Origin of the sequence: Bacillus sp. SD088, from assembly GCF_017355205.1 — a bacterium.
Classification (GTDB): Bacteria; Bacillota; Bacilli; order Bacillales; family Bacillaceae_C; genus Lederbergia.
In genome coordinates this window covers 15,400-40,930 of the sequence record NZ_JADIJK010000034.1, presented here as the reverse complement: position 1 = coordinate 40,930, position 25,531 = coordinate 15,400, and the positions used below count along the sequence as shown (strand labels likewise).

Sequence of the window (25,531 nt, the reverse complement as noted above, 5' to 3'; positions counted from 1 at the left end):
AAGCATAATGTTAAGTAATTAAATTTCAATTTATCGGTATGCTTAATTTGAAAAACATAAAACACTTCGATGTCAATTTAGTTTTCAATATAAAAATCCAAATATTGAAGCAAAAGCAGCGTTGTATGAATTTTGGATAAGTCCAAATAAGGACAAGGTGGAATTTGTAATCGATGCTGAAAGTAAATACGCCCAATTGGATAAAAATAAATCTGCACTACTAATTGAAATTATTACAGGAGAAAAACTATCTGACTTAAAGTGATTAAACGTCCTCTGTAGTTGGACCTTTTTTTTTCAAACATTCCGACTAAGGAGTTGAGTCATAATACATAAACAGGTATGATTAATAAAGTAATAGCGAGATATAAAATAATATTTTTCGATGAAATTTGACAAAATTCGGGGCGTGCCAGGCACCCAAAAGGGAGGCACCCGAAGAGGAGGTATGGAAATGAGTTGGAGAGAGAAGTATTCTCAATGGAAAGAGCATTCAGGGCTTGATCGTCAGCTTGAGGAACAGTTGAGACAGATTGAGCAGGATGAGAAGCTAATAGAGGATAGTTTTTATAAGGAGTTAGAGTTCGGTACAGGTGGAATGCGTGGAGAGCTTGGACCTGGAACAAATCGACTGAATATATATACTGTACGAAAAGCGGCAGAAGGACTAGCGAGATACATAGAAGACCAGGGAGAAGAACCGAAAAGTCGTGGGGTGGTCATTGCTTATGATTGTCGCCATATGTCCCCGGAATTTGCTTTGGAAGTAGCGAAGACAGTTGGGAATCATAAAATTCAGGCATATGTTTTTGAGAGTTTACGGCCGACACCCCTATTGTCGTTTGCTGTTCGTTATTTACATGCCTTTGCTGGCGTAATGATTACGGCTAGTCATAATCCTCCTGAATACAATGGTCTCAAAGCGTATGGAGAAGATGGCGGACAGCTCCCACCCAAGCCTGCTGATGAGCTTACTCATTATGTGAACCAAGCAGGGGATGAATTAAATATTGAGGTGGCTGATGAAAAACAACTGCAAGAGCAGGGATACCTCACTTTTATTGGGGAAAAGGTAGATCAGGCTTATCAAAGATCTTTGAAATCCATTCATTTAAATGAAGAAGCCGTGCAAAAAGCTGGAAAAGATTTGAAGATCGTGTTTACGCCACTTCATGGGACCGCAAATTTACCCGTACGTGAAGGATTAAAGGAATTTGGATTTGAAAATGTAACGATTGTGAAGGAGCAGGAATTACCAGATCCGAATTTTTCAACGGTTGCCTCTCCTAATCCTGAGGAACATGCCGCCTTCGAACTGGCAATTCAATACGGGGAGAAAATAGATGCGGATATTTTGCTAGGCACTGATCCTGATGCCGATCGTCTTGGAGTTTCTGTGAAAAATGATCAAGGAGATTTTATCGTTTTAACAGGCAATCAGGTTGGAGCCTTAATGACTGATTATATTTTGACACAAAAACAACAAACTGGTTGCTTGCCTAAAAATGGTGCAATCGTTAAAACTATTGTGACATCGGAAATTGGCAAAACAATAGCGGAAAGCTATGGAATTTCGACCCTTGACACTTTAACTGGCTTCAAATTTATTGGCGAGAAAATAAAGGAGTTTGAGGAAACAAATGAACATCAATTTCTATTTGGATATGAGGAAAGCTACGGTTATTTAATTGGCGATTTCGTTCGTGATAAAGATGCTGTACAAGCTGCAGTTTTTGTTGCAGAAATTGCTGCATATTATAAACTGCAAGGAAAGTCTCTTTATGATGGATTGCTGGAAATTTTCGAAAAATATGGGTTTTACCAAGAATCTCTTCAATCGTTAACTTTAAAAGGGAAAGACGGAGCTGAACAAATTGCTGGAATCGTAGAGTCTTTCCGTCAGGATCCTCCACAATCGATCAGAGGAGTACGAGTAGCTGTTTTGGAAGACTATGCGATTAGTGAAGCTGTAAATGTACAAACAGGAGAGAAAACACAAATTGAGTTGCCGAAATCAAATGTTCTTAAATTTAAATTAGGTGACGGATCGTGGTTTTGCCTTCGTCCTTCAGGGACAGAACCAAAAATTAAATTTTATTTTGCAGTGAAAGGTGAAACAATGAAAGAGAGCCTTAAAAAACGTGAGCAATTTGAAGCAGAAGTGATGGGGATGGTTCAAACACGTTTAAAATAAGGGAAGCGTCATATAGTTGAAATGAAGGGGCTGTCCAGAAAGTCAGTGAAAACTGAGCTTTTCTGTGACAGCCCTTCTTCTAGGTATGTAAAAATTGGTGTGCGGTTTCCGATTGCCTTCCGTTCCGGGGCACGCTTTCCGCGGGGCAAGGCTTGAGCGTCCTCAGTCGCTGCGCTCCTTGCGGGATCTCAAGGCCATGCTTGTCCCGCAGGAGTAGGCCCCTGCACTCCAAGTAACGGCCAAGCAGGCGAACGGAAATCGATGAGCTTTCCCAACCGAAAAAAAATAGAAAAAATCGCTTCCTTTAGTAGAATGAAGTTACCACAACAACATCCAAAGGAGCGATTTTTTATGTGTATACCACACAATTGGCTTTTCCGATAGAGATGGAAGAGATAGCCTGTGAACGGCAATTTGTCTTTCCGTCGATTCCTACTCCTGAGCCTCAAGAAGGTTCACGTGGAGTTCGGTATCCTGACAATAGTCCATAACTTCCTGAAAGTGGCGGCCTTCTGCGAAGGCCGCCACAAGACAGTCCGAAAAAAGGAGGAGGGAACGTTTTTCTTCTCCTCCTTCATTTTAGGGACTTATTGGACAGCCCCTTCTTCTACCTTAGTTACTACCTTTAGCTTCTTTAATTTTAGCCTCTGCTTCTTCATAGGTTTCTCGCAAATATGTGTTGACATCTTGTTCTTTTTCGATGAACTCCATAGCATCTAATATTTCACCATCTTCTTCGAAAGCGGAGACTTTTTCTGGTGCCTCTGCTGCTTCAAGATCAAAGACAGCTTGCATATTTTTATCTTTTAAGCCTTCAATTTCGGATGAAAAAGCTTCTTGTACTTCCGAATTGTTTAATACAGTGGCAAATCCCTTTTTAGAACGCATCATTTGCCACTCATCTGACATAAGATATTCTAATACTTGGAAAGCTGCATCTTTATGTTCACTTGTTTCTGAAATAGATAAACCAGCAGCATTTGCACTTGGACCTATTTTCGGTTGGTCTTCCCATACGGGATAGGAAACCATATTCCAGTCTAATCCTGTTTCTGCTTCTACATTACTTAACCATATATGAACATCGAATAATGGAACCATTGCCACATTCTGTTCGTTAATAAAGTTACCCCAATCACCCTCATCTTCCGGAATTACACCAGGAATGGACGCAATATTCTCAATTTTGTTTAAGAATTTTGCAAATCGTTCATCCTGCAGATACATAGATTCATCCGTTTCAGGATCTACATGTTGTACACCAAGTTGATTCAACATAGCTCCAGTTGAAGATATATCAATTCCACGGTAATTAGTGCCATTGACTTCCCCATTGACCTTGCGAGCAAGATCCGCTATCTCATCCCAAGTCATACCATCTTGAGGATAGTTAACTCCAAATAAATCAAAGATTCCTTTATTATAATATAAGACATCCCATCTTTTTACATAAGGAAAGTAATATAATTTTCCTTCCCCCCAGCTCCGTACTTTATCGATTTGCGCCTTGTCAATCTTATTTAAATCAAAGCTGTTTTTTTCTACTAACTCATCTAAGTCGTAACTTAACTCATATTCTTCTAAAACCTTCAATTGTCCTCCACCTGATAAATAAAAAATATCGGGTATATTTCCTTTCGCAATATCATCGTCCATTGCATCAAAATCCACCTCGGTAAACTCTAATGTAATATTAGGGAACTTCTCCTCAACAGGTTCTTTAATATCTTCAATAAATTCTTCTTCCCAGCCGTAATGAACCTTTAATGTCACTGGCTCTGATTCGTCCTTTGTTGTTGCATCTCCAGTTTCTTTATCGGATGTTTCAGGTTTGGTCGCTGATTTATCCGAATTACAAGCTACTAAAAGAAAAGTGAAGAGTAGAATAAGTAAGAAAAGTATCCGTTTCCATTTTTTGTTAATCGTTTTTTCCATTATTGATCCCCCGATTGTATATATGTTTTAATTTTAGAGAGCGATATCAAATATGTAGAAGACTATAGCTCGCTAGTTTCTAGCTTTACTTCATTTGTTTGAAAATAGATTTTTACAGGTAAGACGATTTGTTGTATATTGTTCTTATCTTTTAATTGTGATTGCAGAAGTCGTACAGCTTCTTTGCCTATTTGCGTCGAGTTTTGTTTAGCTGTAAAAATGGGATATCTCTTCAATTCTCTTTCTTGATCAAAAGAGGCAATCGAAAATTCTCTTGGGAGTTGTTTATCCAGCTGTTGGACTGCTTGATAGGCAATTTTCCCTGCAAAGGCATTCATAGCAAAAATACCGGTTATATCAGGGTTCGTTTGTAAAAGAGTAACAGCCTTGTCTACTGCCTTTTCATGAAGAATATCTGTAAACCAATTAGAGCGGTTGATAGGGATACCGACTTCATCAAGGGCCTGTTCAAATCCTTTCATCCGATCAAGTATTGTTGTGGTTTCAAAATGTGGCACTGTAAATAAACTCACTTGTTTATGATCAGGACGAAGCATTTTCGTCAGCTGGTAGGCTCCTTGTACATTATCAGAATAAACAGCTGATGCTTTAATTCCTTTCAGGTAGCGATCAATTAATACGAGAGGAAAATGGTCTAATTTCAATCTTAAGAGCTCTTCGTTGTATAATTGATCATCGACTGGAAAAACAATTAGTCCTTTTACTCCCATTTGCAACAATGATCTAATTGCTTTTTTTTCTACCTCAATTTGATGATTGGACTGCCTAAGAATTAAGCCATATCCTATATCAGTGGCAGCGTTCTCAATACTACTTAAAATTTTTGCTGAGTGCTCTTCAATTACTTCCGGCATAATTAGACCAATAAATGGAGGATAGGCATAACCATTCTCCTCTTTCTTTTGAATTACTTGTACAATTTTAGAAGGTTCATCCACAAATGTGCCTTTTCCAGGTATTCGGTAAGCCCTTTCATCTTCAACAAGTTTATTGATGGCATTTTTTGCTGTAATTCTACTTACTTTAAATTGTTTCGCTAGTTCTGCCTCAGAGGGCAGGCGATCATGGCTCTCATATACACCACCTTCTATTTTTTCTTCTAAGTATGTTTTGATCTGTTGATACAAAGGTATTGTCTTCTTAACGCTCTCCACCTCCCAAGTAAATCCTGATATATCCAGTTATATCCTGAATGATAGGATATAACTATAAATTAATGCTATTATAGAAGACTGTCAAGTTCTATCTAGAGAGGAAAAGTAGATTTTAGAGGGAAGTGTACGATGTTCTGCTGGATTCTTTGACTGAATTTCGGAAAGATGTATTGACAATTGGATAAATAGTAGTTTAAGATGAATGTAAATTTAAAACGATTTAAAATTCTTAGAGATGAACTATATATTTTTTTAAAAGGGATTTAAAACGTTTTAAAACAGGAGGTATGAATGAAGAATAAAAAGGATTTTGTCACCCTAAAGGATATTGCCAAGATTTCAGGAGTTTCACCTGCCACTGTTTCTTTAGCTTTATCGGGGGACAAGAGGGTAAATATTAAAACAAGAAAACATGTGGAAGAGGTAGCAAAAAAATTAAATTATGTTCCCAATGAAATCGGCAGGAGTCTGCGATCAAAGAAAGCGGATACTATTGCGCTAATTTTTCCTGATACGACACACAATGCTTTTACACATCCTTATTTTGTTGATTTATTAGAAGGGATTATGGATACGGTTGTCAAAAATGATTTCCACTTAATGATCTCCACAACACCAAAGATGGATGATGAAAAAGCTTCATACAGTAAAATTCTAAAAAATCGAAGAGCGGATGGCTTTATTTTGTGGCCATCTACAATTGAAGATAAAAATATCTTTGAAATAATTGGATCTGGTTTCCCTCTTGTCTATCTGAGTAAATGGCATTATGACAATATAGTCACAGTAGAGAGAGATGATTATGGAGGGGCGTATGATGCGACAAAACATTTGCTTAATCTTGGGAGAAAAAAGATCGTCCATATCTCAGGCCCGATGGATTACCAAGTAAGTGTTGATCGATTAGAGGGGTATCGAAAGGCCTTGGAAGAATCAAAATTTTTATTCGATCCATCTTTAGTTTTTGAAAGGGAATTTGTATATGAAAATGGTGTAGAAGTGGTAGAAGCACTACTTCAAAGCAATGTCGAATTTGATGCTATATTTGCCGGGAATGACTTGATGGCCATTGGTGCAATGGATGCCTTACAAAAAGCAGGATTAAATGTTCCTGAACATGTTGCTGTGATTGGATGTGACGATATCGATATGGCTTCAATGACGATCCCTTCATTAACGACAATCTATCAACCAATGCGAAAAATCGGTGAACTTGCAGCACAAAAAATTATTAACATATTGAAAAATGAAGAAGTGAATGAGGTTCAGACAATTGTACCAACTGAACTTGTTGTTAGAGAAACTTGTGGAGCGAAAAATTGAAGATAATGTTATAAAAGTCTATTTTGGACTTTTATAACATTATTGATTATAACCATTCATCCTTAATATCCATTTTTTAAAACGATTTAAATAGTAAGTTCTAATTATGAAACCGCATAATGGAGGGAATATTTGCATGGTTGTAAATAATCACATATGAGCACCTTAACCTGACAGCTAATTTTGTTTGGAAGCATATGTAAGAAATTCTAAACTTCTATTAAAAGTTCAGCAATATTTTTACAAGAGCTTTATTTTCTAAAAAAAGGAGGAAGTCCAAAATGTATATGAAGCGTATAGGAAATTACTGGAATAAACCTAATCACGCTGCTTATCTCTTTCTATTACCATCTTTGATTATATTAATTGCCTTTATTTTTATCCCTTTAGCTGGGACCTTTGCTTTAGGTTTCTTCGATATCAACATATTTTTTACCAACACAGCTTTTACGGGATTAGATAATTTCATTAAATTCTTTTCCGATCAACGGGCAATCAATTCCTTGTTACATACGCTTTACTTTACTATTTTAGAAACACCGATCCAAATCGCTATTGGGTTAGTGTTCGCTGTGATCTTGTCGAAAAATAATGTGTTTAATAAATTTTGTCGCTCTGTATTTTTTATTCCTGTTGTATGTTCTCTTACTTCAATTGGAATTGTTTGGTCCATGTTATTGGATCCAAACATCGGTTCCATCCCTTATTTATTTTCAAAATTGGGCATGCCGATTCCACAATTCTTTCGCGATCCTGCTTTGGCGATGCCGACAGTTGCAATTCTGACTGTTTGGAAAAACTTTGGGGTAACAATGATGATTTTATTAGCAGGTATTCAAGGGATTTCTAATTCGCTCTATGAATCTGCTGAAATGGACGGTGCAACGAAAATTCAGCAATTCTTTAAAATTACGATTCCACAGTTAATACCTTCTTTAAGTTTTTGTATTTTAACTAATTTCATTGGTTCCATGCAGGTTTTTGATCAGGTATATGTGACGACAAATGGGGGGCCGCAATTTAAGACCGAGACAGCGGTTCAGTATATCTATAACAGAGGCTTTTCAGCACCTTATGAGCTGGGATATGCATCTGCAGTGTCCGCAATTCTATTTATCATCATTGCAGTGATCTCAATTTCGATTAACCTCTATCTTAATAAAAAAGAAAGCCAAATGATGTAGGAGGGATAAAGTTGAAAAAACTTACAATCGGAAAAATAAGTTATAAAATCATCATGCTTCTTGTAGTAATCCTAATTATGTTTCCGTTTTTTTGGCTTTTAGTATCTTCTTTTAAATTTGAAAAGGATATTATTTCTTTTCCACCAAGAGTGTTTGCCGATAGATATACATTTGAAAACTATATTCAAGTCTGGTCTACAATCCCTTTGCTGGATTATATAAAAAACACTGTTATTTTTGCGGGTGGAGTTGTGATTACATCAGTATTCTTTGATTCATTAGCAGCCTATGCATTTGCGAGGATGCAATTTAAAGGACGAACAGTTTTATTTTACCTTGTGCTTTTATCGATGATGATTCCATTCCAGGTTTTTATGATTCCTCTATTTATTGAGGTGAATCAGTTAAATATGATTGATTCTTATATAGGCTTAATACTTCCGCGAATGACGAGTGCTTTTGGAATATTTATGATGCGATCGTTCTTTGTCTCGCTTCCAAAAGACCTTGAAGAAGCAGCACGCGTTGACGGGTTAAACGAATTTAAGATCTTTTTTAAGATTATGCTGCCGCTCTGTAAGCCAGCGATGTTAACGCTTGCTATTTTTACGCTAATGAATAATTGGAATGATTTGTTGTATCCGTTACTGCTTACAAGTGCGACAGAAATGCGGACATTACCAGCCGGGCTCGCGCTATTTACAGGTCAAAATATTTCCTTCTACGGTCCGGTTATGGCAGGTGCGGTTATTTCTATGCTACCTTTGTTAATTGTGTATATTTTTGCACAAAAATACTTTGTCCAAGGAGTGGCTATGTCTGGATTAAAAGAATAAAACGAGACTACCCTCATTTAGACTTCTTTTGAGGTTTTGGGGGTCTTACAGCTAGTTAATATGGAATAAATTTTCTTTCATACATTGGGAGGCAAAAATAATGGGATTTTATCATAGCCGTTTTTATTCTCAACTCATTCAATTCAGTGATTATATTTTGCTCAGTATTTTATGGGGAATTTGTTTACTTCCCATTATTACGATTGTTCCAGCTACAATTTCTCTTTTTACAGTCATTAGGGCTTGGAAAAAGGGAACAAGTCAAGGGCTGCTTGTCTTGTTTTTTGGAGAATTCAAACAACACTTTTTGCAAAAATCATTGTTAAGCCTCTTTTTAGTTAGCTTTATTTTTGTTCTTTATCAAAATGTTCAGCTCATCACACCGATTGAGAATCCATCGAACTTTATTCTCTTTTTGTTGTTAGGTCTATCTTTCCTTTTATTGATGAGTTTCTCTGTTCACTTTTTTAATATTTATGTTCGTTCAGAAGAAAAGAAAATCAGGATTATTTTTAAAAATACGATTATTTTAACAATTTCTCGTTTTCATTGGACGATTTTAGGATTAGGAATTGTCTTTCTTGATATTTTATTCGTTTTATTTCTTCCTTTCATGATTTTCGTAGTCGCTTCTTTTACAGGTTATTTGTTAGTACGAATAAGCGATAAAGCAGTCAAAAGTATCAAAGTTGAGCAACTGGTAATTTAATTTTTAGAAAGTAGGGATTTGGTTGAAAACAGCTAGATTAAAAGTAGATAAGGATTTTCAGATTTCAGCGATTGATGAGCGGATATATGGGTCATTCGTAGAACATATGGGGAGGGTTATCTATACAGGGATATTTGAGCCAGGACATGAGAAAGCAGATGAGAATGGCTTTCGAAGAGATGTTATGGAGCTTGTGAAAAAATTGAATTTATCGGTGATTCGCTATCCCGGTGGTAATTTTACATCTGGTTACAATTGGGAAGATACAGTTGGCCCTGTAGAGGAGAGAAAAACGCGTCTTGAGTTAGCTTGGAGACAGATTGAACCGAATACTTTTGGCTTAAATGAATTCTTTGAGTGGTGTAAACAAGTTGGAGCTGATCCAATTATGACCGTGAACCTTGGCACTAGAGGGATTGAGGCTGCCTGTAATATCCTTGAATATTGTAATTTTGAAGGTGGGACGTATTGGAGTGATTTAAGAAAGCAACATGGTTATGTTAATCCCCATCATGTAAAAACATGGTGCCTAGGAAATGAACTTGATGGGCATTGGCAAATCGCCAGCAAAACGGCAGAGGAATATGGTAGGTTAGCAAACGAAACAGCAAAGGCCATGAAATTGATTGACCCTACTATTGAGACCGTTGCTGTTGGAAGCTCGACACCACGTTTGTCTAGTTATCCTGAATGGGATAGAGAGGTATTGATGCAATCCTATGAGAATGTAGACTATTTATCCTTACACAATTATATTAATCGTTCACAAGATGAAGATTTGGCTGTTTACAAAAAGCGTGAACCAGATGATACACCTACCTATTTATCTCGATCATTAGCCTTTGATCGGCAAATAAAAGAGGTGATTGCAACTTGTGATTATGTGAAAGCAGTGAAACGCAGCAATAAAACAATGTATCTTTCTTTTGATGAATGGAATGTTCATCGTTATCCTGAACAAGCTTATGAGGAGTGGAAGACAGGCAGCCCCATTGATTGGTGTCATTTTACCATGGAAGATACTCTTCTATTCGGAGGGATGCTACTCGCGATTTTACGACATGCTGATCGGATTAAAATTAGTTGTCAGTCGTTATTGGTTAATACAATTCCGCTTATTTTAACAGACGCTGGTGGGAAAGCTTGGGTAAATCCAACCTATTATCCGATGTTGCATGCCTCCCAATTTGGCAGAGGCATCTTGATGGATGCGAAGCTATCATGTGATCAATATAGTAATAGTCTTTTTAATGAGATTCCGACCGTTGATCATGTAGTGGTGAAAAATGAAGAGGATGTAACAATCTTTGCTATTAATCGTACTGAAGAAAGTATTCTACTAGAATCAGATTTATATGGATTTAAACCAGAACAGGTCATTGAACATATTGGTTTAACTTCTCTAAATTTAGATGATATTAATGCTTCAAATTGTCCAGATCAGGTTTCACCAAAACGAATAAATAATTCTTTCATTGAAGATGGGATAGTTAAAAGCGAATTACCAGCTTATTCCTGGAATGTAATTCGGATCAAAATATAAACGATGAAGGAGAATGATAAAAAATGCTCAATCAATATCCAACACCACTTTTAAAAAAGCAGGCAGATCCATGGATTTATAAACATTCAGATGGTTATTACTACTTTACAGCATCTGCTCCTGAATTTGACCGTATTGACTTGCGCAAATCGAAAACGATTGAGGGTTTAAGAGAGGCTAGTTCGATCACTATTTGGGAAAAACATCAATCTGGACCAATGAGTGAACTGATTTGGGCACCAGAAATCCATTATATCAAGGGCAAGTGGTATGTTTATTTTGCGGCTGCGGCAACCAAAGCTCCTCATCCGGAACATAATACCTTTCAACACAGAATGTACGTGCTTGAAAATGAACATGCCAATCCGCTAGAAGGGGAATGGGTGGAAAAGGGACAAGTCAAAACAGAGTGGGAATCATTTTCATTAGATGCGACTGTTTTTGAGCATGCCGGGAAGCTTTACTATGTATGGGCACAAAAGGATCCCACCATCCTTGGTCACTCCAACATTTATCTTTCTGAAATGGAAAATCCATGGACATTAAAAGGATCACAAATACTATTAACGAAGCCTGAATACCCTTGGGAAAAAATCGGCTTTCTTGTCAATGAGGGACCAGCTGTTTTAAAAAGAAATAAAAAGATTTTTATCACCTATTCAGCGAGTGCCACTGATGAAAATTATAGTATGGGCTTATTAACGGCTGATGAAAATAGTGATTTATTAGATCCGATATCATGGAAAAAAGCAAAGACTCCCGTTTTTCAAACATGTGAAGAAAACAGAAAATATGGACCTGGTCATAACAGCTTTACAATATCGGAGGATGGTTCACGAGATCTCTTGGTGTACCATGTCCGCGACCATAAAAATGATGAAGAGGCAGATGATGCCTTACATGATGCAGGGCGTCATGCGTGTGTTCAAGCATTTGAATATGATAAAGGTGGTGATCCGCAGTTTGGCAGACCATTAAAAAATAACTAAAGCTGTAGTTTGAAGACAGGAGATTTTTATTTTGAATTGGAGGGGCCTTTATGGTTGAAAATAGATCTAATATAGTACTTTTGGTCAATGATCACCAAGCTTTTTACGGGCATCACGGGATTAAACGTCCGCATTTTGACAGGCTTGCTGCTGAGGGTACGCGGTTCACCAATGCATATTGTGCTAGTCCATTATGCTCTCCTTCTAGAAAAACAATGTTAACTGGGCTTTATCCACATAATCATGGACAAACAGATAATTCATTTGAGACACCTATTGATAGTAGCCAAACATATTTAGACATATTAAAAGATCATGGTTACGATAATTATTATTTTGGGAAATGGCATGCGAGTGAAGGGACACCATCCGATTTAGGCTGTTGGTTTGTAATATTAATTTAGCTCCTACGATCCTAGGCGCCGCGGGACTGAAATTTGAACAAAACATTGATGGGGAAAATATTTTAAGTTTATTTCAAACACCCCCTAAAAAATGGCGTTCATCTGTCTTTTGTGAAACACATGGACATCTCCAGCCCCATGTTGGGCGAATGGTTGTAAAAGGGAAATTTAAGTATATATATAACAAAAAACAAAAAGAGGAATTATATGATTTGTATAACGATCCATATGAGTTAATGAATCTAGTGGATGATATTAACTATACTACAACTTTAAAAGCAATGAGAAACGAGTTACGGGAATGGCAGAAAAAAACTAATGATCCTGAAAAAGACAAAGAGTCGATAGATTCGTAATCAAAAGGAAGAGATTTGTAAGAAGAGACTGAAATAGTCGACTCTTTATATTAAGAGAAGGATTTTTAAAAAGGGGACTGAGATTAATGGCTGAATTCAAAAAATACTTTATCATATTGATTACTTGTATTGTTGTTGGTCTTGCTGCATGTGGGGGAGAAAAAGATGCGGATGATAATAAAGACGGTGAAGTCACACTGACGATGTGGAACGGCTTTACTGCGTCGGACGGGGAAATCCTTAAGGAAATTGTAAAGGATTTTAATAAGAATAATGATAAGGGTATCACAGTGAAAATGGATACTATGACATGGGCAAATCTAAATGAGAAATTACCATCAGCTATTTCAGCGCAATCGGCACCGGATTTTGTTTTATTAAACTATGCCGATTTTGCTCAATACGTAAAAAATGGAGCCGTCCAGCCTTTGGATGATTTTTGGGAGGTCGATGGAGTAGATAAAAATGATTTTAGCGAGGCAGCGATTCAATTGGGGCAGAGTGAAGACGTTCAATATTTTATCCCAATGCAAGTACAAGGAATGTATCTATACTGGAATAAGGATTTATTTGAAGCTGCAGGATTAGATCCAGAAACGCCGCCAAAAACATGGGATGAATTAATAGAAATGGCACCAAAATTAACAGATGCTTCCAAAAATGTATCAGGCTTTGCTTTTGCAAGAGAAGGAAGTCCGGCTCTTTATAATTGGATTTTAGATAATGGTGGAAGTCTTACAAACGAGGACCAAACAAAATCGGAATTTGCCTCTGCAGCAACATTGGATGTATTGGAAAAAATTCAAACACTAATTCATAAGGAAAAAGTTGGACCAGAATTTATTTCCGGTACTGAGGTTGATAACCTGATGAACGCTGGACAGCTTGCAATGGAAATTAACGGACCATGGTTAAATAATGGATTGAAGAAGAATGAAATCAATTATGGAGTGACAACCTTACCATTAGGAAATGATGGCAAAGAACAAGCAATTATGGATGGGATAGGATTTGGTATTCCGGCAAGTACTGATACGAGTAAGAAGGATGCTATCTATGAATTTGCAAAATATTGGAATACAACAGAAGTAGGGAAAAAATGGAGTATTGAAAACGGATTTCCACCATATTTACAATCGGTTGCAGATGATCCAGAGGTGAAAGAAAATGAAATCGTCACTGAATTATTTAAGCAAATTGAATATAGTGAACCCTTTATGCTTGGATCAGACAAGCTTCCTACAATAAATAATGATATTATCAATCCAATGATTGAAAAATTGTTGGCTGGTGAAGATACAGAGAAGTTAATGAATGAAGCTAACGAAGCAATTGATATGATTTTGTCGGAAGAGTAATGAATTTGGAATAAGAATCATTAATAGTCATGATAAAAAATTAAAATAAGAATAGGCCTGAAAACTTAACGATTTTCCGGCCTATTCCTTTTTTGTATTCCTACCATTAGTATACTAGAATGCACAGAGGATTGTATTTACAAAATGTTCATCAAGCTATAGTCATAGTTTTAAAATTCTAATATATCAAGCTGTATCTGCTCTTGGAACTCTAAAATTTGGCGTTCCATCTTCATTCCATTCAATGACTTGTACCCGTGCATGGCGATTTGGATCATATAACGGATTTCCTTCAATCTCTTTATAACTTCTTGCGTGGTAAACAAGGATATCTTGTTTTTCATCTTCAGAAACGGTGAAGCCATTATGACCAGGGCCGTATTGTCCTGTTTCTTCCGATGTTTGGAAAACGGGTTCTGGGGTTTTGACCCAAGAATTTGGATCAAGTAAATCACTGTTTTCGTCGGCTGTTAATATTCCCATACAATAATTGGCATCCGTAGCGCTAGCAGAAAAAGTCATAAAAATACGACCATTCTTTTTAAGAATAGCAGCTCCTTCATTGACAAGATAACCGATTTTTTCCCATTTATATTCAGGTGTCGAGATACAAGCCTGTTCGCCTTTTAATGTCCAAGGATTTTCCATTTCTGAGATGTAGAGGTTGGAATTTCCCGGAATATGAGGGTCCTTTTGCGCCCATACATAATAGCGGACTCCTTTATGTTCAAAAGAAGTAGCATCTAACGAAAACGACTCCCATTTCGTTTTAACCTGGCCCTTTTCTACCCAATCTCCTTCTAATGGATTAGCAGAAGAATTTTCAAGAACAAACATCCGATGGTCAAATAATCCTTCATTGGTTTCAGAAGTATGAGCAGCAGCAAAGTAAATATACCATTTTCCATCAATATAATGTATTTCTGGCGCCCAGATATTAGCACTCATCGGGCCAGTCTCATGTTTCCACCAAATGGCCTTTTCTTCCGCGTCTGCTAGTCCATGAATGGTTTTAGAACGGCGTAAAATAATGCGATCATATTCGGGTACGGAACCAGTGAAATAATAATAACCATCAGTATGTTTATAGATCCAAGGATCTGCTCGTTGCTCGATTAAGGGGTTATTTGCTTTGAATGTAGACATGATGTCAACTCCTATATATTTTCTATAAAATAATTTTACTGTGACAGACTCTTTATTCTTTCGTCGGATAGCTTAATCGCTTTGTTTTTGGCCAAATATAGAACAAATGTAATTAAATAGATGACAAAGCCAATAATGTCCATAGTGAAAAGGAGAAAGACTCCCCAACAAGCGATCCAAATGACTATTTTTGTCTGAATTTCACCATCTCTTATTTTTTTAGAAATGATAAAGTTAATAATTGCGCCGACAAAGATGAGCAGGCCAAACATGACAATCAACTTCGTAACATGATCAACCACAGTTGTTGTTGCAAAGACATGATCCAGCGTTGTCTCTTCTAAACCTTTCACACCAGTCTTCTTAAACCAGATCGAATAGCCAAAAATTGTGATCAGGGCAGTAAATATATTCCATACAGAACCAGCTAGTAATAATTTTCTTTCTACTCCTCTGTTCATGGCAGATACCCCCATTAGTACTATAATTATCCTTTAATCCCTGAGTTTAGGTTAATTGATTGAACAAAATACTTTTGAGCAAATAAGAATAATAGTAAGGTTGGGATAATCGCTAGTATCGCCGAACCCATCAATTGGCCAATCATCCGATAATTTCCGTAAATATCTTGCAATAATAATAGCCCAGCCGTAACTGGCATTTTATCAACATCTGTATAGACGATAACCGGCCATAGGAAATCATTCCATGATCCAGTAAAGGAAAACAATCCACATACAATTAGAACCGGTTTAATAAGCGGGAGGATAACCGAAATAAAGATACGGAAATCACTTGCTCCATCTACACGCGCTGATTCATCTAACTCTGATGGGATCCCCTTCATGAATTGGCGCACAAGAAAGATATTTCCCATTCCCGCTAAACCAGGAATGACCATCGCCCAAGCGGTATTGACCCACCCGAGAGCATCAATAATTTTATAGGATGGAATCAGATTGACGACCGCAGGAAAAAAGGAAATTCCAAGCAAGGTGAAAAAAAGAGCATCTCTTCCTTTAAATCTTAATCTTGAGTAACCATACCCCGTAATTGATATAACGACGATAACCAAAAGTGTATGCGTAGTTGCGATGAAAATTGAATTCATTAACCAACGGAGGATTGGAGCAGTTGATGTATTTTCAAGAATCGTAATATAGTTATCAACAATCCAATTAACAGGTAATAATCTAAAACCGCTTGAGACAACTTCTGCCTGTGAGCGAAATGAAGTTGTAATTCCAAATAAGATAGGTATAGCCCAAATTAAACAGACTATAATTAGAAATGCATAGGCAATATATTTTGAGAGATTTCTATTCTTTGACATGTTCTCACACCTTTCCGTTTCCATTTACTTGTTTCATTAAGCATTTCGGTTCATGACATAATATTGCAGTGCAGAAATAACTAAAATGACTAATCCTAGTAAAACTGCCATAGCGGAAGCCATTCCAGCAATAGATTCTCCATGGCTAAAGGCAAGTTGACGAATATACATCATTAATACTGTTGTGCTTTGTTTTGGACCACCATCTGTCATCATCAGTGGTTGTCCAAATACATTAAAGGCTCCTGCGGTTGTCATTACAAACGTATAAATTAATGGAAAACGAATAGATGGCAATGTAATACTAAAAAACTTACGAATCGCTCCAGCTCCATCTATTTCAGCAGATTCGTATAAATCCTGACCTACACCATTAATCGATGCCCGATAAATAATCATATTTCCTCCTACACCGCCCCAGACGGTGATGACAATAATGATTAACCAAGCATAAGGTTGAGTGGAAGCCCAAACGGTCTCAGAGCCAAAAACATTACCTGTAATTCCTAGCTGCTTATTAAAAATTAAGGACCAAATCAAAGCCGCAGCAGAAATGGAAATAAGGCCGGGAATATAAATAATAGATTGGATAAAACTTTTCAATTTCACTTGTTTGTGTTCAAGCGCAACAGCGACCATTAAAGGAATCACAATTAATAATGGGACACTGAGGACAACGAAAATAAGGGTGTTTTTTAATCCATTCGTAAATTGAAAATGAAACGTAGAATCGGTACTAGTTAAAATAGTTTTATAGTTTTGTAAACCTACCCAAACAGGATCATTGATTAAATTCCATTTTGTAAAGGATGCATATATTCCATAAATGGTTGGTAAAAAAATAAAAACAGCAAATAAAATGACATGGGGACCTACAAAGAAAAGAGGTGACCAATTTAATTTTTTATTCATCGAGATTCCTCCTCGTGTCTAACTGTCCCAAAGAAAACAGAGCAACTTTCAGTTTTAAGAAACTTCACTTTCAAAAGAGTAGGAGACCAAACGGTTACGGTTTACAGATCAATCAGCAAGGGTAGGATAACCCCTCACTGATTGAAACTCATATCTCAGATGTACGTATAAATTCTTGAGAACGAATCAGATATTATCCATAAGTATGGAGAGAACTTATTCAGTTTTCTCTTCACCGTTGTCGCTTTCATTAATTTTATCTATAACAAATTTCTCCATAGTTTCAAGCCCTTCATCTATGTCTATTTCCCCATGAGCAATATCTAATATATACTTATCTAATGCCTCTTGTACGTACGCGTAATACTCATACGTATAAATGTAAAGGGATTCAGTTTCCTTTTCATTAGAAGTGAAGAAGGATTGCATATATTGTTCGTATTCCGGACTTTCATTCACTTTTTTACTTGCCACAATTTGCCCAGCCTCTGCCCATTCCATTGAATTTTGGCGGATAAAATCTAAAAAATGAGCGATTCCTTTTTCTTTTTCTTCTGTTCTTGAGTCACTTTTTAACATTGAAAATAAATGAGATGAAGCTCTATTAGTATATTTATCAGGTTCAAAGGCGTAAATATTTGTGACACCAAAATTCAAGCCTTCCACATCGGCATGGGCAGTTGAACTCCAAGTACCATCAGTAGAAAATAGAACGTTTCCAGATTGGAACATTAAGTAACCGTCTTCACCATAAGGCGTCATTAAGCCAGCATCACTTAATTCTTTCACAGCCTCGATGGCTTGTCTCATTACATCTGTGTTTACTGCTGGTTCTCCATTTTCTTGAATATCGCCGCCAAGATTTTGCACTTGTGCTAAAATAACCCAGCTTAATAGGGCATCATTCAGGACGTAATCGCCTTCATCTAATTTTCCTTGCAAGGACAACATTTCATCAAATGTTACGACATCATCATTAAGAAAGTTTTCAACATTATATTTTTTCAGCAAATCTTCGTTATAATACATGGCATTACTATGGATATCAAGCGGGATCGTATATTGAGTACCATCAATATTCCCAACCGACCAAGCTTGCGGTAAATAATTCTCTTCTTTTAATTCTGGTTGCTCTGCGACGACATTTGTCATCGATTCTAAAACCCCCTGTTTTACGTATGAGGGAACACGGTCCGCATGAATAATCGTTAAATCCGGAATTCCTTTACTAGAATTTAAGACAGTGGACAATTTCGTATACATATCAGACGTAATGACATGTTTCACTTTAATTTCAGGATCTGTTGCATTGTATTCCTTTACAATTTCATCCATATACGCTCCATCATCCCCGGTTAAAGGTGTCCAGAACGTAATTGTATTTTTATCATCATTACTGCATCCAGCGACTAATAGCATGACTGCAGCAGCCAATAGAATTGAGATAATGCTCTTTCTCATTTTACCCTCTCCTTGAGTTTAAATTACTAAGTCGTTATTCACAAAACTATAAATCTTGTAAATAATTAACTTGGATTTAGTATATAGGGATGATTAAGCGCTGTCAATAATATTTTTATAAATCATATGAGATTAAAGTTTTACCTGATTAACTAAAAAGTTAACTATAATAATGATTAATATTGTTGTTTTTACTTAATTTTAATGATTAAATTATGATATATACTTATTCATAATTTTAAATGTTTCCAAAAGAATAGCGATTTAATCTTTTGTTTAAAAAGTGAAAGGGGAGGGAATTAGTTGCAGTTAGAAATAGACCAGTCATCGCTGATTGTTTATCAAGCATTGGCGAGTGATGTGCGACTTAAAATAATTCAATTGTTATCTAAAAATAAAATGAATATTAAAGAACTATCAGAGGAGTTGAAGATTAGCAGTCCGATTGTAACAAAGCATATTCAAAAATTAGAGGATGCCGGACTCATTCGAACCGAGAAGGTTCCAGGAAAATCGGGAAGACAAAAGATTTCTATCTTAAAAGTGGATCACATCGAAATTAACTTTCCGAAAAAAATCTATCATTCGTTTGCCTCTTATGAGACATCCGTTCCAATAGGACATTACACTGATTTTGACTTCAAACCAACTTGTGGAATAGCTACAGAAAAGGATTTCATCGGCCCAGTGGATGATCCTAAATATTTTATGGATCCTAAGAGGGTTGATGCAGAAATATTGTGGTTTACCCAAGGATTTGTTCAATATAATGTGGCTAACTTTCTTAAGAAAGAAGAACAGTTACAGCAATTTGAAATTAGTTTGGAAATTTCATCGGAATTCCCATTTGCTAATGATGTATGGCCGTCTGATATTACTTTTTCACTAAACGACTTGGAACTGGGGACTTGGACAAGTCCTGGTGATTTTGCTGATACAAGGGGAAAATTCACACCTGATTGGTGGCCAAGCAATATTAACCAATATGGTCTATTGAAGACGATCAGAATTACCGATCATGGTACGTATATTGACGGAGATCCATTATCTGATGTAGTAATAGGAGACTTAGAAACGGATTGCGATCGCTGGACATTACGAATTGAAGTGAAAGAAGATGCCAAACATGTTGGCGGTGCAACTATTTTCGGGAAAAAATTCGGGAATCACGATCAAGATATTGTATTTAAGATGTACTACTTATAATTTGAAAAGCAATGGATAAAATTTGAGAGCGACTCTATTTTACCGATCGTTTTTCTTTGCCTATTCATCATTTGCTTTCTCCATCTCCATAACTGGAGTTGCTATTAGGTAAATGATTGATTTATAGAACTTACATTCAATTAGAATCAACTTAATAGATAGCTATAATCATATTAAATACTTTAATCGATTGAAATATATAGACAGGTTATTTATAATAAGTATAATTATTATACGTACAACATAGCGAGATGGTATATATAGGTGTATTCGAGGGATGGTCATGCAAGAACTTTGTTATTAATGTGTTTAGTGTGATCATCAATTGAATACGTGTCTAGAGCCACCATGTTTATGCTAAAAAATTAATGGGAGATGAAGTGAAAGCGTATACTATTTTTTATTGTCTTCGATATCTAGTGTCAGAGTCACAAGTGAATTGACCCTATATCCTTTTTCATGTGTTAGGAAATTATAAAATTCTTGGCTTGGATTACTAGCTTATTTCGCGCTCGATATCCATCTCCAGCACCTAGCCCCTTGAGGTCAAATAACCTGAGGCAATGAAAGGCAAAGAACGCCTTTCTTTGCCTCAGAACCTTTGTTTGTCGCCGATAGGCGGGCGCCTTGCGCTTTTCTTGTTAAAAATGCTTGAATACTAGTGATCGCTCGCTGCTGAGAGTCGTTTTCCAAGTGTTAGTAAAGAGTAGGAAGTTTTAGGTGATTATATTCACCGTTTCGAAAAGCAAAAATCAATTAAAACGGCACTTCTTTGGACATTATATGTCAACTTTAGTGGACAAAAAAATGGAAACGCTACCAACTTTGAAGGAGGGAAGAATATGGAATCACTTGTGGCGATCGAAGGGGTATCTAAATCTTTTGGAAGTGGAAATAACAAGGTTGATCTATTGGAAAATATTAATCTATCGATTGAAACATATCAATTAGTTGCTTTTCGTGGCAGGTCTGGTTCTGGAAAAACAACCTTATTAAATTTGATAGGGGCACTTGATTATCCTACTGCGGGAGAAATATATATAGGGGGTGAAGCGATCGGGAAATTTAACGAAAAGCAACGCTCGAAGCTTCGACAGGCAAAAATGGGCTTTATTTTTCAATCCTATGGTTTGGTTCCTTTTATGACTGTGGAGGAAAATATTGCATTTGGTTTACGGATCACTCAAACCTCACGAGGAACATGGCAAACGAAAATAAAAGAGGCACTTGACATTGTCGGGCTATATAAAAGAAGAAAGCATTATCCATATGAGCTTTCTGGTGGAGAACAGCAAAGAGTTGCGATTGCTCGGGCAATTGCTATCGACCCTATGTTGATTTTGGCTGATGAGCCAACAGCAGAGTTAGATAGTCAAACTGGTTTTCGCATTATGGACATCTTTCAGGAATTGGTAAAAAGTCAAAAGGCGACAATCATTATGACTTCACATGACCCTGTTATTTTAGAAATGATTGAACATGTCTATACATTGGAGGATCGAAATATTGTTTATCAAAATAATAAGAATATTGTGTAAAAACAGTCGAATTCCTATAAATATTACCTTATTTACTCTCCTGCTCATTCTTTTAAGCGGTTGCACATTCTTACCGAAGGAAGAGGCTGTCCTTGCACCTCCACTTACTGAACCAGCTCAACTAGATTATAAAACGGTGGAGGTAACGAAAGGGAAAATCGTCAAAAGTGTGAAGGGATTAGGAACAATGGTCCCTAAAAATAATGTTGATCTGTTTTATAAGAAAGACGGAGGGCGTCTGAAAGAAATTTCCGTTCATAATGGTGATACGATCGAAAAAGGACAGGTTCTAGCTGTATTAGATACAGGGGGGCTTGCTTATGACATTGAGCAGGCTAGATTAGATCTGCAAAAGTCAGAAATTCGCTTGCAGCAGGTGAAGGCGCAGGAAGGAGTAAGTTCCTACGATATTAAGATTGCGGAGTTAGATGTACAAGGGGGGACAAATCTTCTTGCTCGGTTGAATAATGAAATGGCGGAAGCAACAATTACTTCCCCGATTAATGGTGTTGTAACTTTTGTGGCTGAATTAAATCAGGGAGCCGAAGTCCCAGCCTATGAATCTATTTTTCAAGTAGCAGAAGTTACAGAGCTTAAGCTGCAATATACAGCGAATAAAGCAGCAGATTTATCTGATGTAGAGATCGGAATGAAGGCCATTCTACAGATTGATGGTGAAAAAGTGAGCGGTGAAGTGGTGCAAACTCCGAAAACGGTTCCTTCTGATGTTTCACAGAAAGATCCGGAGTTCTATGGGAGAACGATGATGTTGGAGATAAAAAAGATGCCCAAAGATATAAAGGTTGGGGATATGATTGATTTTGAAGTGATTACAGCGAAGCAGGATGATACGCTCATTATTCCCAAGAATGCACTTCGTTCGATTACTGGGCGAAATTATGTGCAATTGATCGATGGGAATGCAAAACGAGAGGTAGATATTCAAACAGGAATTGTTTCCTCTACTGAAGTAGAAGTGTTAAAAGGACTTGAAGAAGGCGATCAGATTATCACCAAGTAGAGGAGGGAATAAGCTATGGCCATATTGAAATTAATTATTAATAAAATGTTGAATAATCGCTGGTTAACAGGAAGCTTATTCCTTGGTCTACTGATTACTGTGTCGCTTGTAGCAAGTATCCCGATTTACACATCTGGTGTCATGCAAAAATTGTTGATTAAGGAATTGGAAGATCATCAGGTGAAAACAGGTGAATTTCCAGGAAGCTTTACCTTTACAGACTCCTTTGCCTCATCTATTACCGACAAGCCGACAGAAGCCTTTTTAAAAGCTGAACAGGTCAACGCTGATTATACGGAGCAGGTTGGATTGCCAATCTTAGCTAAAAATATTTCATTTGGCACGATCGCTTTGAAAGCTATGTATGAAGACGAAGGGAGACGTGAAGAGGAAAAAGAGCAAAGAGATGGGAAATTGATGATGATCACAGGGATCGAGGATGAAATTGAGCTTGTGGACGGTAAGCTTCCAGAAGCTGAACCTGTTGATGGAGTCATCGAAGCACTTGTAACAGAAGAAGCTCTATTAAAACGGAATATGGTACTGGGGACAACGTTTATGTTGTCCAAGGAAGAGCTGAACTTAGAATATAAAGTGAAGCCTGTTGGCGTTTATCGTCCAAAAGCGGTAGAAAGCCCCTATTGGACGTTGATTCCCAATAATATGAGTCAGGACTTTATCGTTTCAGAAAAATGGTTTCGTGACGAAATTTTACAAAATCATGAAGATGCTTTATGGTTCGCCCGATTCAATACAGCTTTTGATTACCACCAAATCACCCCTCTAGATTTTCCTGCGCTGTTGCAATTGCCAGGGAAAATAAAGCGAGAAATAAATGGGAACAAGGAAACCAATATGCTCTTTGATTTTCCTATTAACGGTATTTTGAAAACGTATGAGCAAAAAGGAAAACAAATGACGACTATGTTATGGTCTCTTAATGTTCCTGTCTTAATCATGCTTGCGATCTACTTATTTATGATTTCGCGCTTAATTATTGAAAGGCAGCTCAATGAAATTGCTGTTTTCTTTAGCCGTGGGGCAAGTCGCTTGCAAATTGTATTCATTTATTTTATCGAAGTCGCCATCTTAGGTGGACTAGCTTTTATACTAGGACCGTTAATCGCCTTACAGCTATGTAAAATACTAGGGGCTTCCAATGGTTTTTTAGAATTTGTACAAAGATCTACTTTACCTGTTGAACTTTCAGGGGATGCATTTCTCTATGCATTATGGACGGTACTCGCTTCGATTGTGATGGTGATGATTCCGGTCATCCATGCTTCAGGGAGTAGTATTGTCAGTCATAAGCAAAGAAAAGTGCGACACCAGGGGAAGATGCAGTGGTCACTGGCGATCCTGGAATTTGTCCTGTTAGGTGCTGCAATCTATGGATTGGTAACGTTTAATAAAAGACAGAAAGAATTGCTTACATTCAATATTGACAGCGCCGATGTATCGATTGACCCTGTGCTATTTTTTCTGCCGGCTCTCTTTATTGTTGGGTTTGGCTTAATCGTTTTACGGGTGTATCCATGGATTATGAAGATGATTTTTAAAATAGGTGAACGCTTTTGGTCGTTACCACTTTATAGTACCCTGCTGCAAGTGAGCCGTTCCTCCAAACAGTATAAATTTTTAATGCTCTTTTTAGTGATGACGATCGGGATGGGAGTCTTCAGTGCAAGTGCGGCGCGGACAATTAACACGAATTTAGAAGAACAATTGCTGTATGAGCAGGGAGCAGAAATCCGCATGCAAGTGAAGTGGCAAGATAATTTACCGCCCCCTAATGCGATGGGCTATCCAACTCCAGGTGTTGAAGAAGAAGCAGATGAAGAAGAGACTACGGAACTAGAAGTGCAGGAAGTTGTTTATACTGAACCACCATTTGAACCTATAGACAAATTAGAACATGTAGATAAAACAGCAAAGGTCTTCCAAAAAAAGGGATTGACGGTGTCAGTGGACGAGGAAAGAAGCATCTCCAATGGGCAATTAATGGCAATCGAGACAAAGGACTTTGGGGAAGCGGTTTGGTTTAAAGAGTCACTTTTACCGTACCATTGGTATCATTATCTGAATTTGCTGGCAGAAGATCCAAGTGCGGTTCTTGTCTCAAGAGAGACGGCGGATGCCTTAAATCTACAAAAAGGCGATGAAATTTCTCTAAACTGGCAGGACTCAGATACGGGGGAATTTATTGTCTATGAGATTGTCGATTATTGGCCAACGTTTAACCCATTGGAGAAAATAGATGAAGACGAAGAGGAAGGGCAGGTAGGTGCTTTAGTCGTCGCAAACCTCCCATATGTACAGACGATGCTTGGTTTGGAACCATACGAGGTATGGATGAAAGCAAAACCAGATTCCTCACGTGCCGAGCTGTATGAAGAAATCGAAGAAGCGGACATTGCGGTGGCTGCTATGAGCGATGTCGTTCCACAAATAATCGAATTAAAAAATAGTGCTTTATTACTTGGTGTAAATGGGATGATGACAATGGGATTTTTAATTTCCTTATTGATTTCCTTTATTGGTTTCCTCCTTTATTGGATTTTGACAATCAAAGCGCGTACATTACAGTATGGTATTTATCGAGCTATGGGAATTTCAATGCCGAAATTAATGGGGATTTTAATATCGGAACAATTGTTTACATCTGGAGCAGCATGCGGGCTTGGGATTCTAGTTGGTGGATTAACAAGTTTTCTCTATGTTCCCCTATTTAAAATATCATTAAGCATTGATCAATTGATGCCACCCTTTTCTGTCATTTCAGATGCGAGTGATGAAGCGAAGATTTATCTGTTCTCAGCCCTCATGCTTCTTGTTGGCTCGGCGGTATTAATCGGATTTTTACGGAAAATAAAAATTGATCAAGCGATCAAGCTAGGTGAGGATTAAT

At 37.2% G+C, this 25,531-nt stretch carries 22 protein-coding genes; 15 read left to right on the top strand and 7 right to left on the bottom strand.

The annotated features are described in order from the left end of the window. Positions 1-454: 454 nt before the first annotated feature. On the top strand, positions 455-2,194 hold the full coding sequence (locus tag IPU53_RS22035) for a phospho-sugar mutase (RefSeq protein ID WP_207453216.1): 1,740 nt from the start codon (positions 455-457) through the stop codon (positions 2,192-2,194). Between the two features lie 353 nt (positions 2,195-2,547). Next, positions 2,548-2,685, top strand: a complete 138-nt coding sequence (locus IPU53_RS22030) for a hypothetical protein (RefSeq protein ID WP_207453215.1) — start codon at positions 2,548-2,550, stop codon at positions 2,683-2,685. Between the two features lie 121 nt (positions 2,686-2,806). On the opposite strand, the gene IPU53_RS22025 is transcribed toward IPU53_RS22030, so the two are convergent. Together IPU53_RS22025 and IPU53_RS22020 are read right to left on the bottom strand one after the other, a co-directional pair. After that, on the bottom strand, positions 2,807-4,129 hold the full coding sequence (locus IPU53_RS22025; protein WP_207453214.1) for an ABC transporter substrate-binding protein: 1,323 nt from the start codon (positions 4,127-4,129) through the stop codon (positions 2,807-2,809). A 62-nt stretch (positions 4,130-4,191) separates the two neighbouring features. Next, positions 4,192-5,277 (bottom strand): LacI family DNA-binding transcriptional regulator, encoded by a 1,086-nt coding sequence (locus tag IPU53_RS22020; RefSeq protein ID WP_207453213.1) that lies wholly within the window; start codon positions 5,275-5,277, stop codon positions 4,192-4,194. A 318-nt stretch (positions 5,278-5,595) separates the two neighbouring features. On the opposite strand from IPU53_RS22020, the gene IPU53_RS22015 reads away from it, so the two are divergent. The 9 genes from IPU53_RS22015 (at position 5,596) to IPU53_RS21975 (ending at position 14,006) form a co-directional block, all read left to right on the top strand. Beyond that, complete coding sequence (locus tag IPU53_RS22015; RefSeq protein ID WP_207453212.1) at positions 5,596-6,627, top strand: LacI family DNA-binding transcriptional regulator; 1,032 nt, start codon at positions 5,596-5,598, stop codon at positions 6,625-6,627. 281 nt (positions 6,628-6,908) lie between these two features. After that, entirely contained in the window at positions 6,909-7,811 is a 903-nt protein-coding gene (locus tag IPU53_RS22010) for a carbohydrate ABC transporter permease (protein WP_207453211.1), read from the top strand. Positions 7,812-7,822: 11 nt separating this feature from the next. Beyond that, a complete protein-coding gene (locus tag IPU53_RS22005) occupies positions 7,823-8,647 on the top strand; it encodes a carbohydrate ABC transporter permease (RefSeq protein ID WP_242698501.1) in 825 nt (274 codons plus the stop codon). A gap of 100 nt (positions 8,648-8,747) precedes the next feature. After that, the gene (locus IPU53_RS22000) at positions 8,748-9,356 is read left to right on the top strand and encodes a DUF624 domain-containing protein (RefSeq protein WP_207453210.1); all 609 of its coding nucleotides are present in this window, start codon (positions 8,748-8,750) and stop codon (positions 9,354-9,356) included. A gap of 22 nt (positions 9,357-9,378) precedes the next feature. After that, positions 9,379-10,899, top strand: coding sequence for an arabinosylfuranosidase ArfA (gene arfA / locus IPU53_RS21995; RefSeq protein WP_207453208.1), 1,521 nt, complete (start codon positions 9,379-9,381; stop codon positions 10,897-10,899). 23 nt (positions 10,900-10,922) lie between these two features. Continuing rightward, positions 10,923-11,888: a glycoside hydrolase family 43 protein gene (locus IPU53_RS21990; protein WP_207453206.1), complete on the top strand. Its 966-nt coding sequence runs from the start codon at positions 10,923-10,925 to the stop codon at positions 11,886-11,888. Positions 11,889-11,938: 50 nt separating this feature from the next. Continuing rightward, a complete protein-coding gene (locus IPU53_RS21985) occupies positions 11,939-12,292 on the top strand; it encodes a sulfatase-like hydrolase/transferase (protein WP_207453204.1) in 354 nt (117 codons plus the stop codon). Continuing rightward, on the top strand, positions 12,271-12,648 hold the full coding sequence (locus IPU53_RS21980; RefSeq protein WP_207453202.1) for a sulfatase/phosphatase domain-containing protein: 378 nt from the start codon (positions 12,271-12,273) through the stop codon (positions 12,646-12,648). Before IPU53_RS21985 ends, IPU53_RS21980 begins: the two co-directional genes overlap by 22 nt. A gap of 86 nt (positions 12,649-12,734) precedes the next feature. Then, positions 12,735-14,006 (top strand): ABC transporter substrate-binding protein, encoded by a 1,272-nt coding sequence (locus tag IPU53_RS21975; protein ID WP_207453201.1) that lies wholly within the window; start codon positions 12,735-12,737, stop codon positions 14,004-14,006. A gap of 186 nt (positions 14,007-14,192) precedes the next feature. Here the strand turns inward: IPU53_RS21975 and IPU53_RS21970 are convergent, their stop codons facing one another. The 5 genes from IPU53_RS21970 to IPU53_RS21950 all read right to left on the bottom strand — a co-directional run bounded on the left by IPU53_RS21970 (position 14,193) and on the right by IPU53_RS21950 (position 18,858). After that, complete coding sequence (locus tag IPU53_RS21970; protein ID WP_207453199.1) at positions 14,193-15,152, bottom strand: glycoside hydrolase family 43 protein; 960 nt, start codon at positions 15,150-15,152, stop codon at positions 14,193-14,195. 35 nt (positions 15,153-15,187) lie between these two features. Further along, positions 15,188-15,613, bottom strand: coding sequence for a hypothetical protein (locus IPU53_RS21965; RefSeq protein WP_207453197.1), 426 nt, complete (start codon positions 15,611-15,613; stop codon positions 15,188-15,190). Positions 15,614-15,639: 26 nt separating this feature from the next. After that, the gene (locus IPU53_RS21960; RefSeq protein WP_207453195.1) at positions 15,640-16,485 is read right to left on the bottom strand and encodes a carbohydrate ABC transporter permease; all 846 of its coding nucleotides are present in this window, start codon (positions 16,483-16,485) and stop codon (positions 15,640-15,642) included. Between the two features lie 36 nt (positions 16,486-16,521). Next, complete coding sequence (locus tag IPU53_RS21955; RefSeq protein ID WP_207453193.1) at positions 16,522-17,397, bottom strand: carbohydrate ABC transporter permease; 876 nt, start codon at positions 17,395-17,397, stop codon at positions 16,522-16,524. A 216-nt stretch (positions 17,398-17,613) separates the two neighbouring features. Next, on the bottom strand, positions 17,614-18,858 hold the full coding sequence (locus IPU53_RS21950; protein ID WP_207453191.1) for an extracellular solute-binding protein: 1,245 nt from the start codon (positions 18,856-18,858) through the stop codon (positions 17,614-17,616). A 303-nt stretch (positions 18,859-19,161) separates the two neighbouring features. Here IPU53_RS21950 and IPU53_RS21945 point away from each other — a divergent pair, with 303 nt between their 5' ends. The 4 genes from IPU53_RS21945 (at position 19,162) to IPU53_RS21930 (ending at position 25,530) form a co-directional block, all read left to right on the top strand. Continuing rightward, positions 19,162-20,064 (top strand): ArsR/SmtB family transcription factor, encoded by a 903-nt coding sequence (locus IPU53_RS21945; RefSeq protein WP_207453189.1) that lies wholly within the window; start codon positions 19,162-19,164, stop codon positions 20,062-20,064. A gap of 842 nt (positions 20,065-20,906) precedes the next feature. Next, complete coding sequence (locus IPU53_RS21940) at positions 20,907-21,602, top strand: ABC transporter ATP-binding protein (RefSeq protein ID WP_207453187.1); 696 nt, start codon at positions 20,907-20,909, stop codon at positions 21,600-21,602. After that, positions 21,571-22,623, top strand: a complete 1,053-nt coding sequence (locus IPU53_RS21935) for an efflux RND transporter periplasmic adaptor subunit (RefSeq protein WP_207453185.1) — start codon at positions 21,571-21,573, stop codon at positions 22,621-22,623. The genes IPU53_RS21940 and IPU53_RS21935 overlap by 32 nt, the downstream gene beginning before the upstream one ends. A gap of 15 nt (positions 22,624-22,638) precedes the next feature. Further along, the gene (locus tag IPU53_RS21930; RefSeq protein WP_207453183.1) at positions 22,639-25,530 is read left to right on the top strand and encodes an ABC transporter permease; all 2,892 of its coding nucleotides are present in this window, start codon (positions 22,639-22,641) and stop codon (positions 25,528-25,530) included. Position 25,531: the final 1 nt, after the last annotated feature.

Coding starts and splice junctions, on each gene's coding strand:
- IPU53_RS22000 (WP_207453210.1), top strand. CDS start 8,748: ATGGGATTTTATCATAGCCGTTTTTATTCTCAACTCATTCAATTCAGT.
- IPU53_RS21955 (WP_207453193.1), bottom strand. CDS start 17,397: ATGAATAAAAAATTAAATTGGTCACCTCTTTTCTTTGTAGGTCCCCAT.
- IPU53_RS21950 (WP_207453191.1), bottom strand. CDS start 18,858: ATGAGAAAGAGCATTATCTCAATTCTATTGGCTGCTGCAGTCATGCTA.
- IPU53_RS21960 (WP_207453195.1), bottom strand. CDS start 16,485: ATGTCAAAGAATAGAAATCTCTCAAAATATATTGCCTATGCATTTCTA.
- IPU53_RS22015 (WP_207453212.1), top strand. CDS start 5,596: ATGAAGAATAAAAAGGATTTTGTCACCCTAAAGGATATTGCCAAGATT.
- IPU53_RS21975 (WP_207453201.1), top strand. CDS start 12,735: ATGGCTGAATTCAAAAAATACTTTATCATATTGATTACTTGTATTGTT.
- IPU53_RS21970 (WP_207453199.1), bottom strand. CDS start 15,152: ATGTCTACATTCAAAGCAAATAACCCCTTAATCGAGCAACGAGCAGAT.
- IPU53_RS22035 (WP_207453216.1), top strand. CDS start 455: ATGAGTTGGAGAGAGAAGTATTCTCAATGGAAAGAGCATTCAGGGCTT.
- IPU53_RS21940 (WP_207453187.1), top strand. CDS start 20,907: ATGGAATCACTTGTGGCGATCGAAGGGGTATCTAAATCTTTTGGAAGT.
- IPU53_RS21985 (WP_207453204.1), top strand. CDS start 11,939: ATGGTTGAAAATAGATCTAATATAGTACTTTTGGTCAATGATCACCAA.
- IPU53_RS21930 (WP_207453183.1), top strand. CDS start 22,639: ATGGCCATATTGAAATTAATTATTAATAAAATGTTGAATAATCGCTGG.
- IPU53_RS21965 (WP_207453197.1), bottom strand. CDS start 15,613: ATGAACAGAGGAGTAGAAAGAAAATTATTACTAGCTGGTTCTGTATGG.
- IPU53_RS22025 (WP_207453214.1), bottom strand. CDS start 4,129: ATGGAAAAAACGATTAACAAAAAATGGAAACGGATACTTTTCTTACTT.
- IPU53_RS21990 (WP_207453206.1), top strand. CDS start 10,923: ATGCTCAATCAATATCCAACACCACTTTTAAAAAAGCAGGCAGATCCA.
- IPU53_RS22010 (WP_207453211.1), top strand. CDS start 6,909: ATGTATATGAAGCGTATAGGAAATTACTGGAATAAACCTAATCACGCT.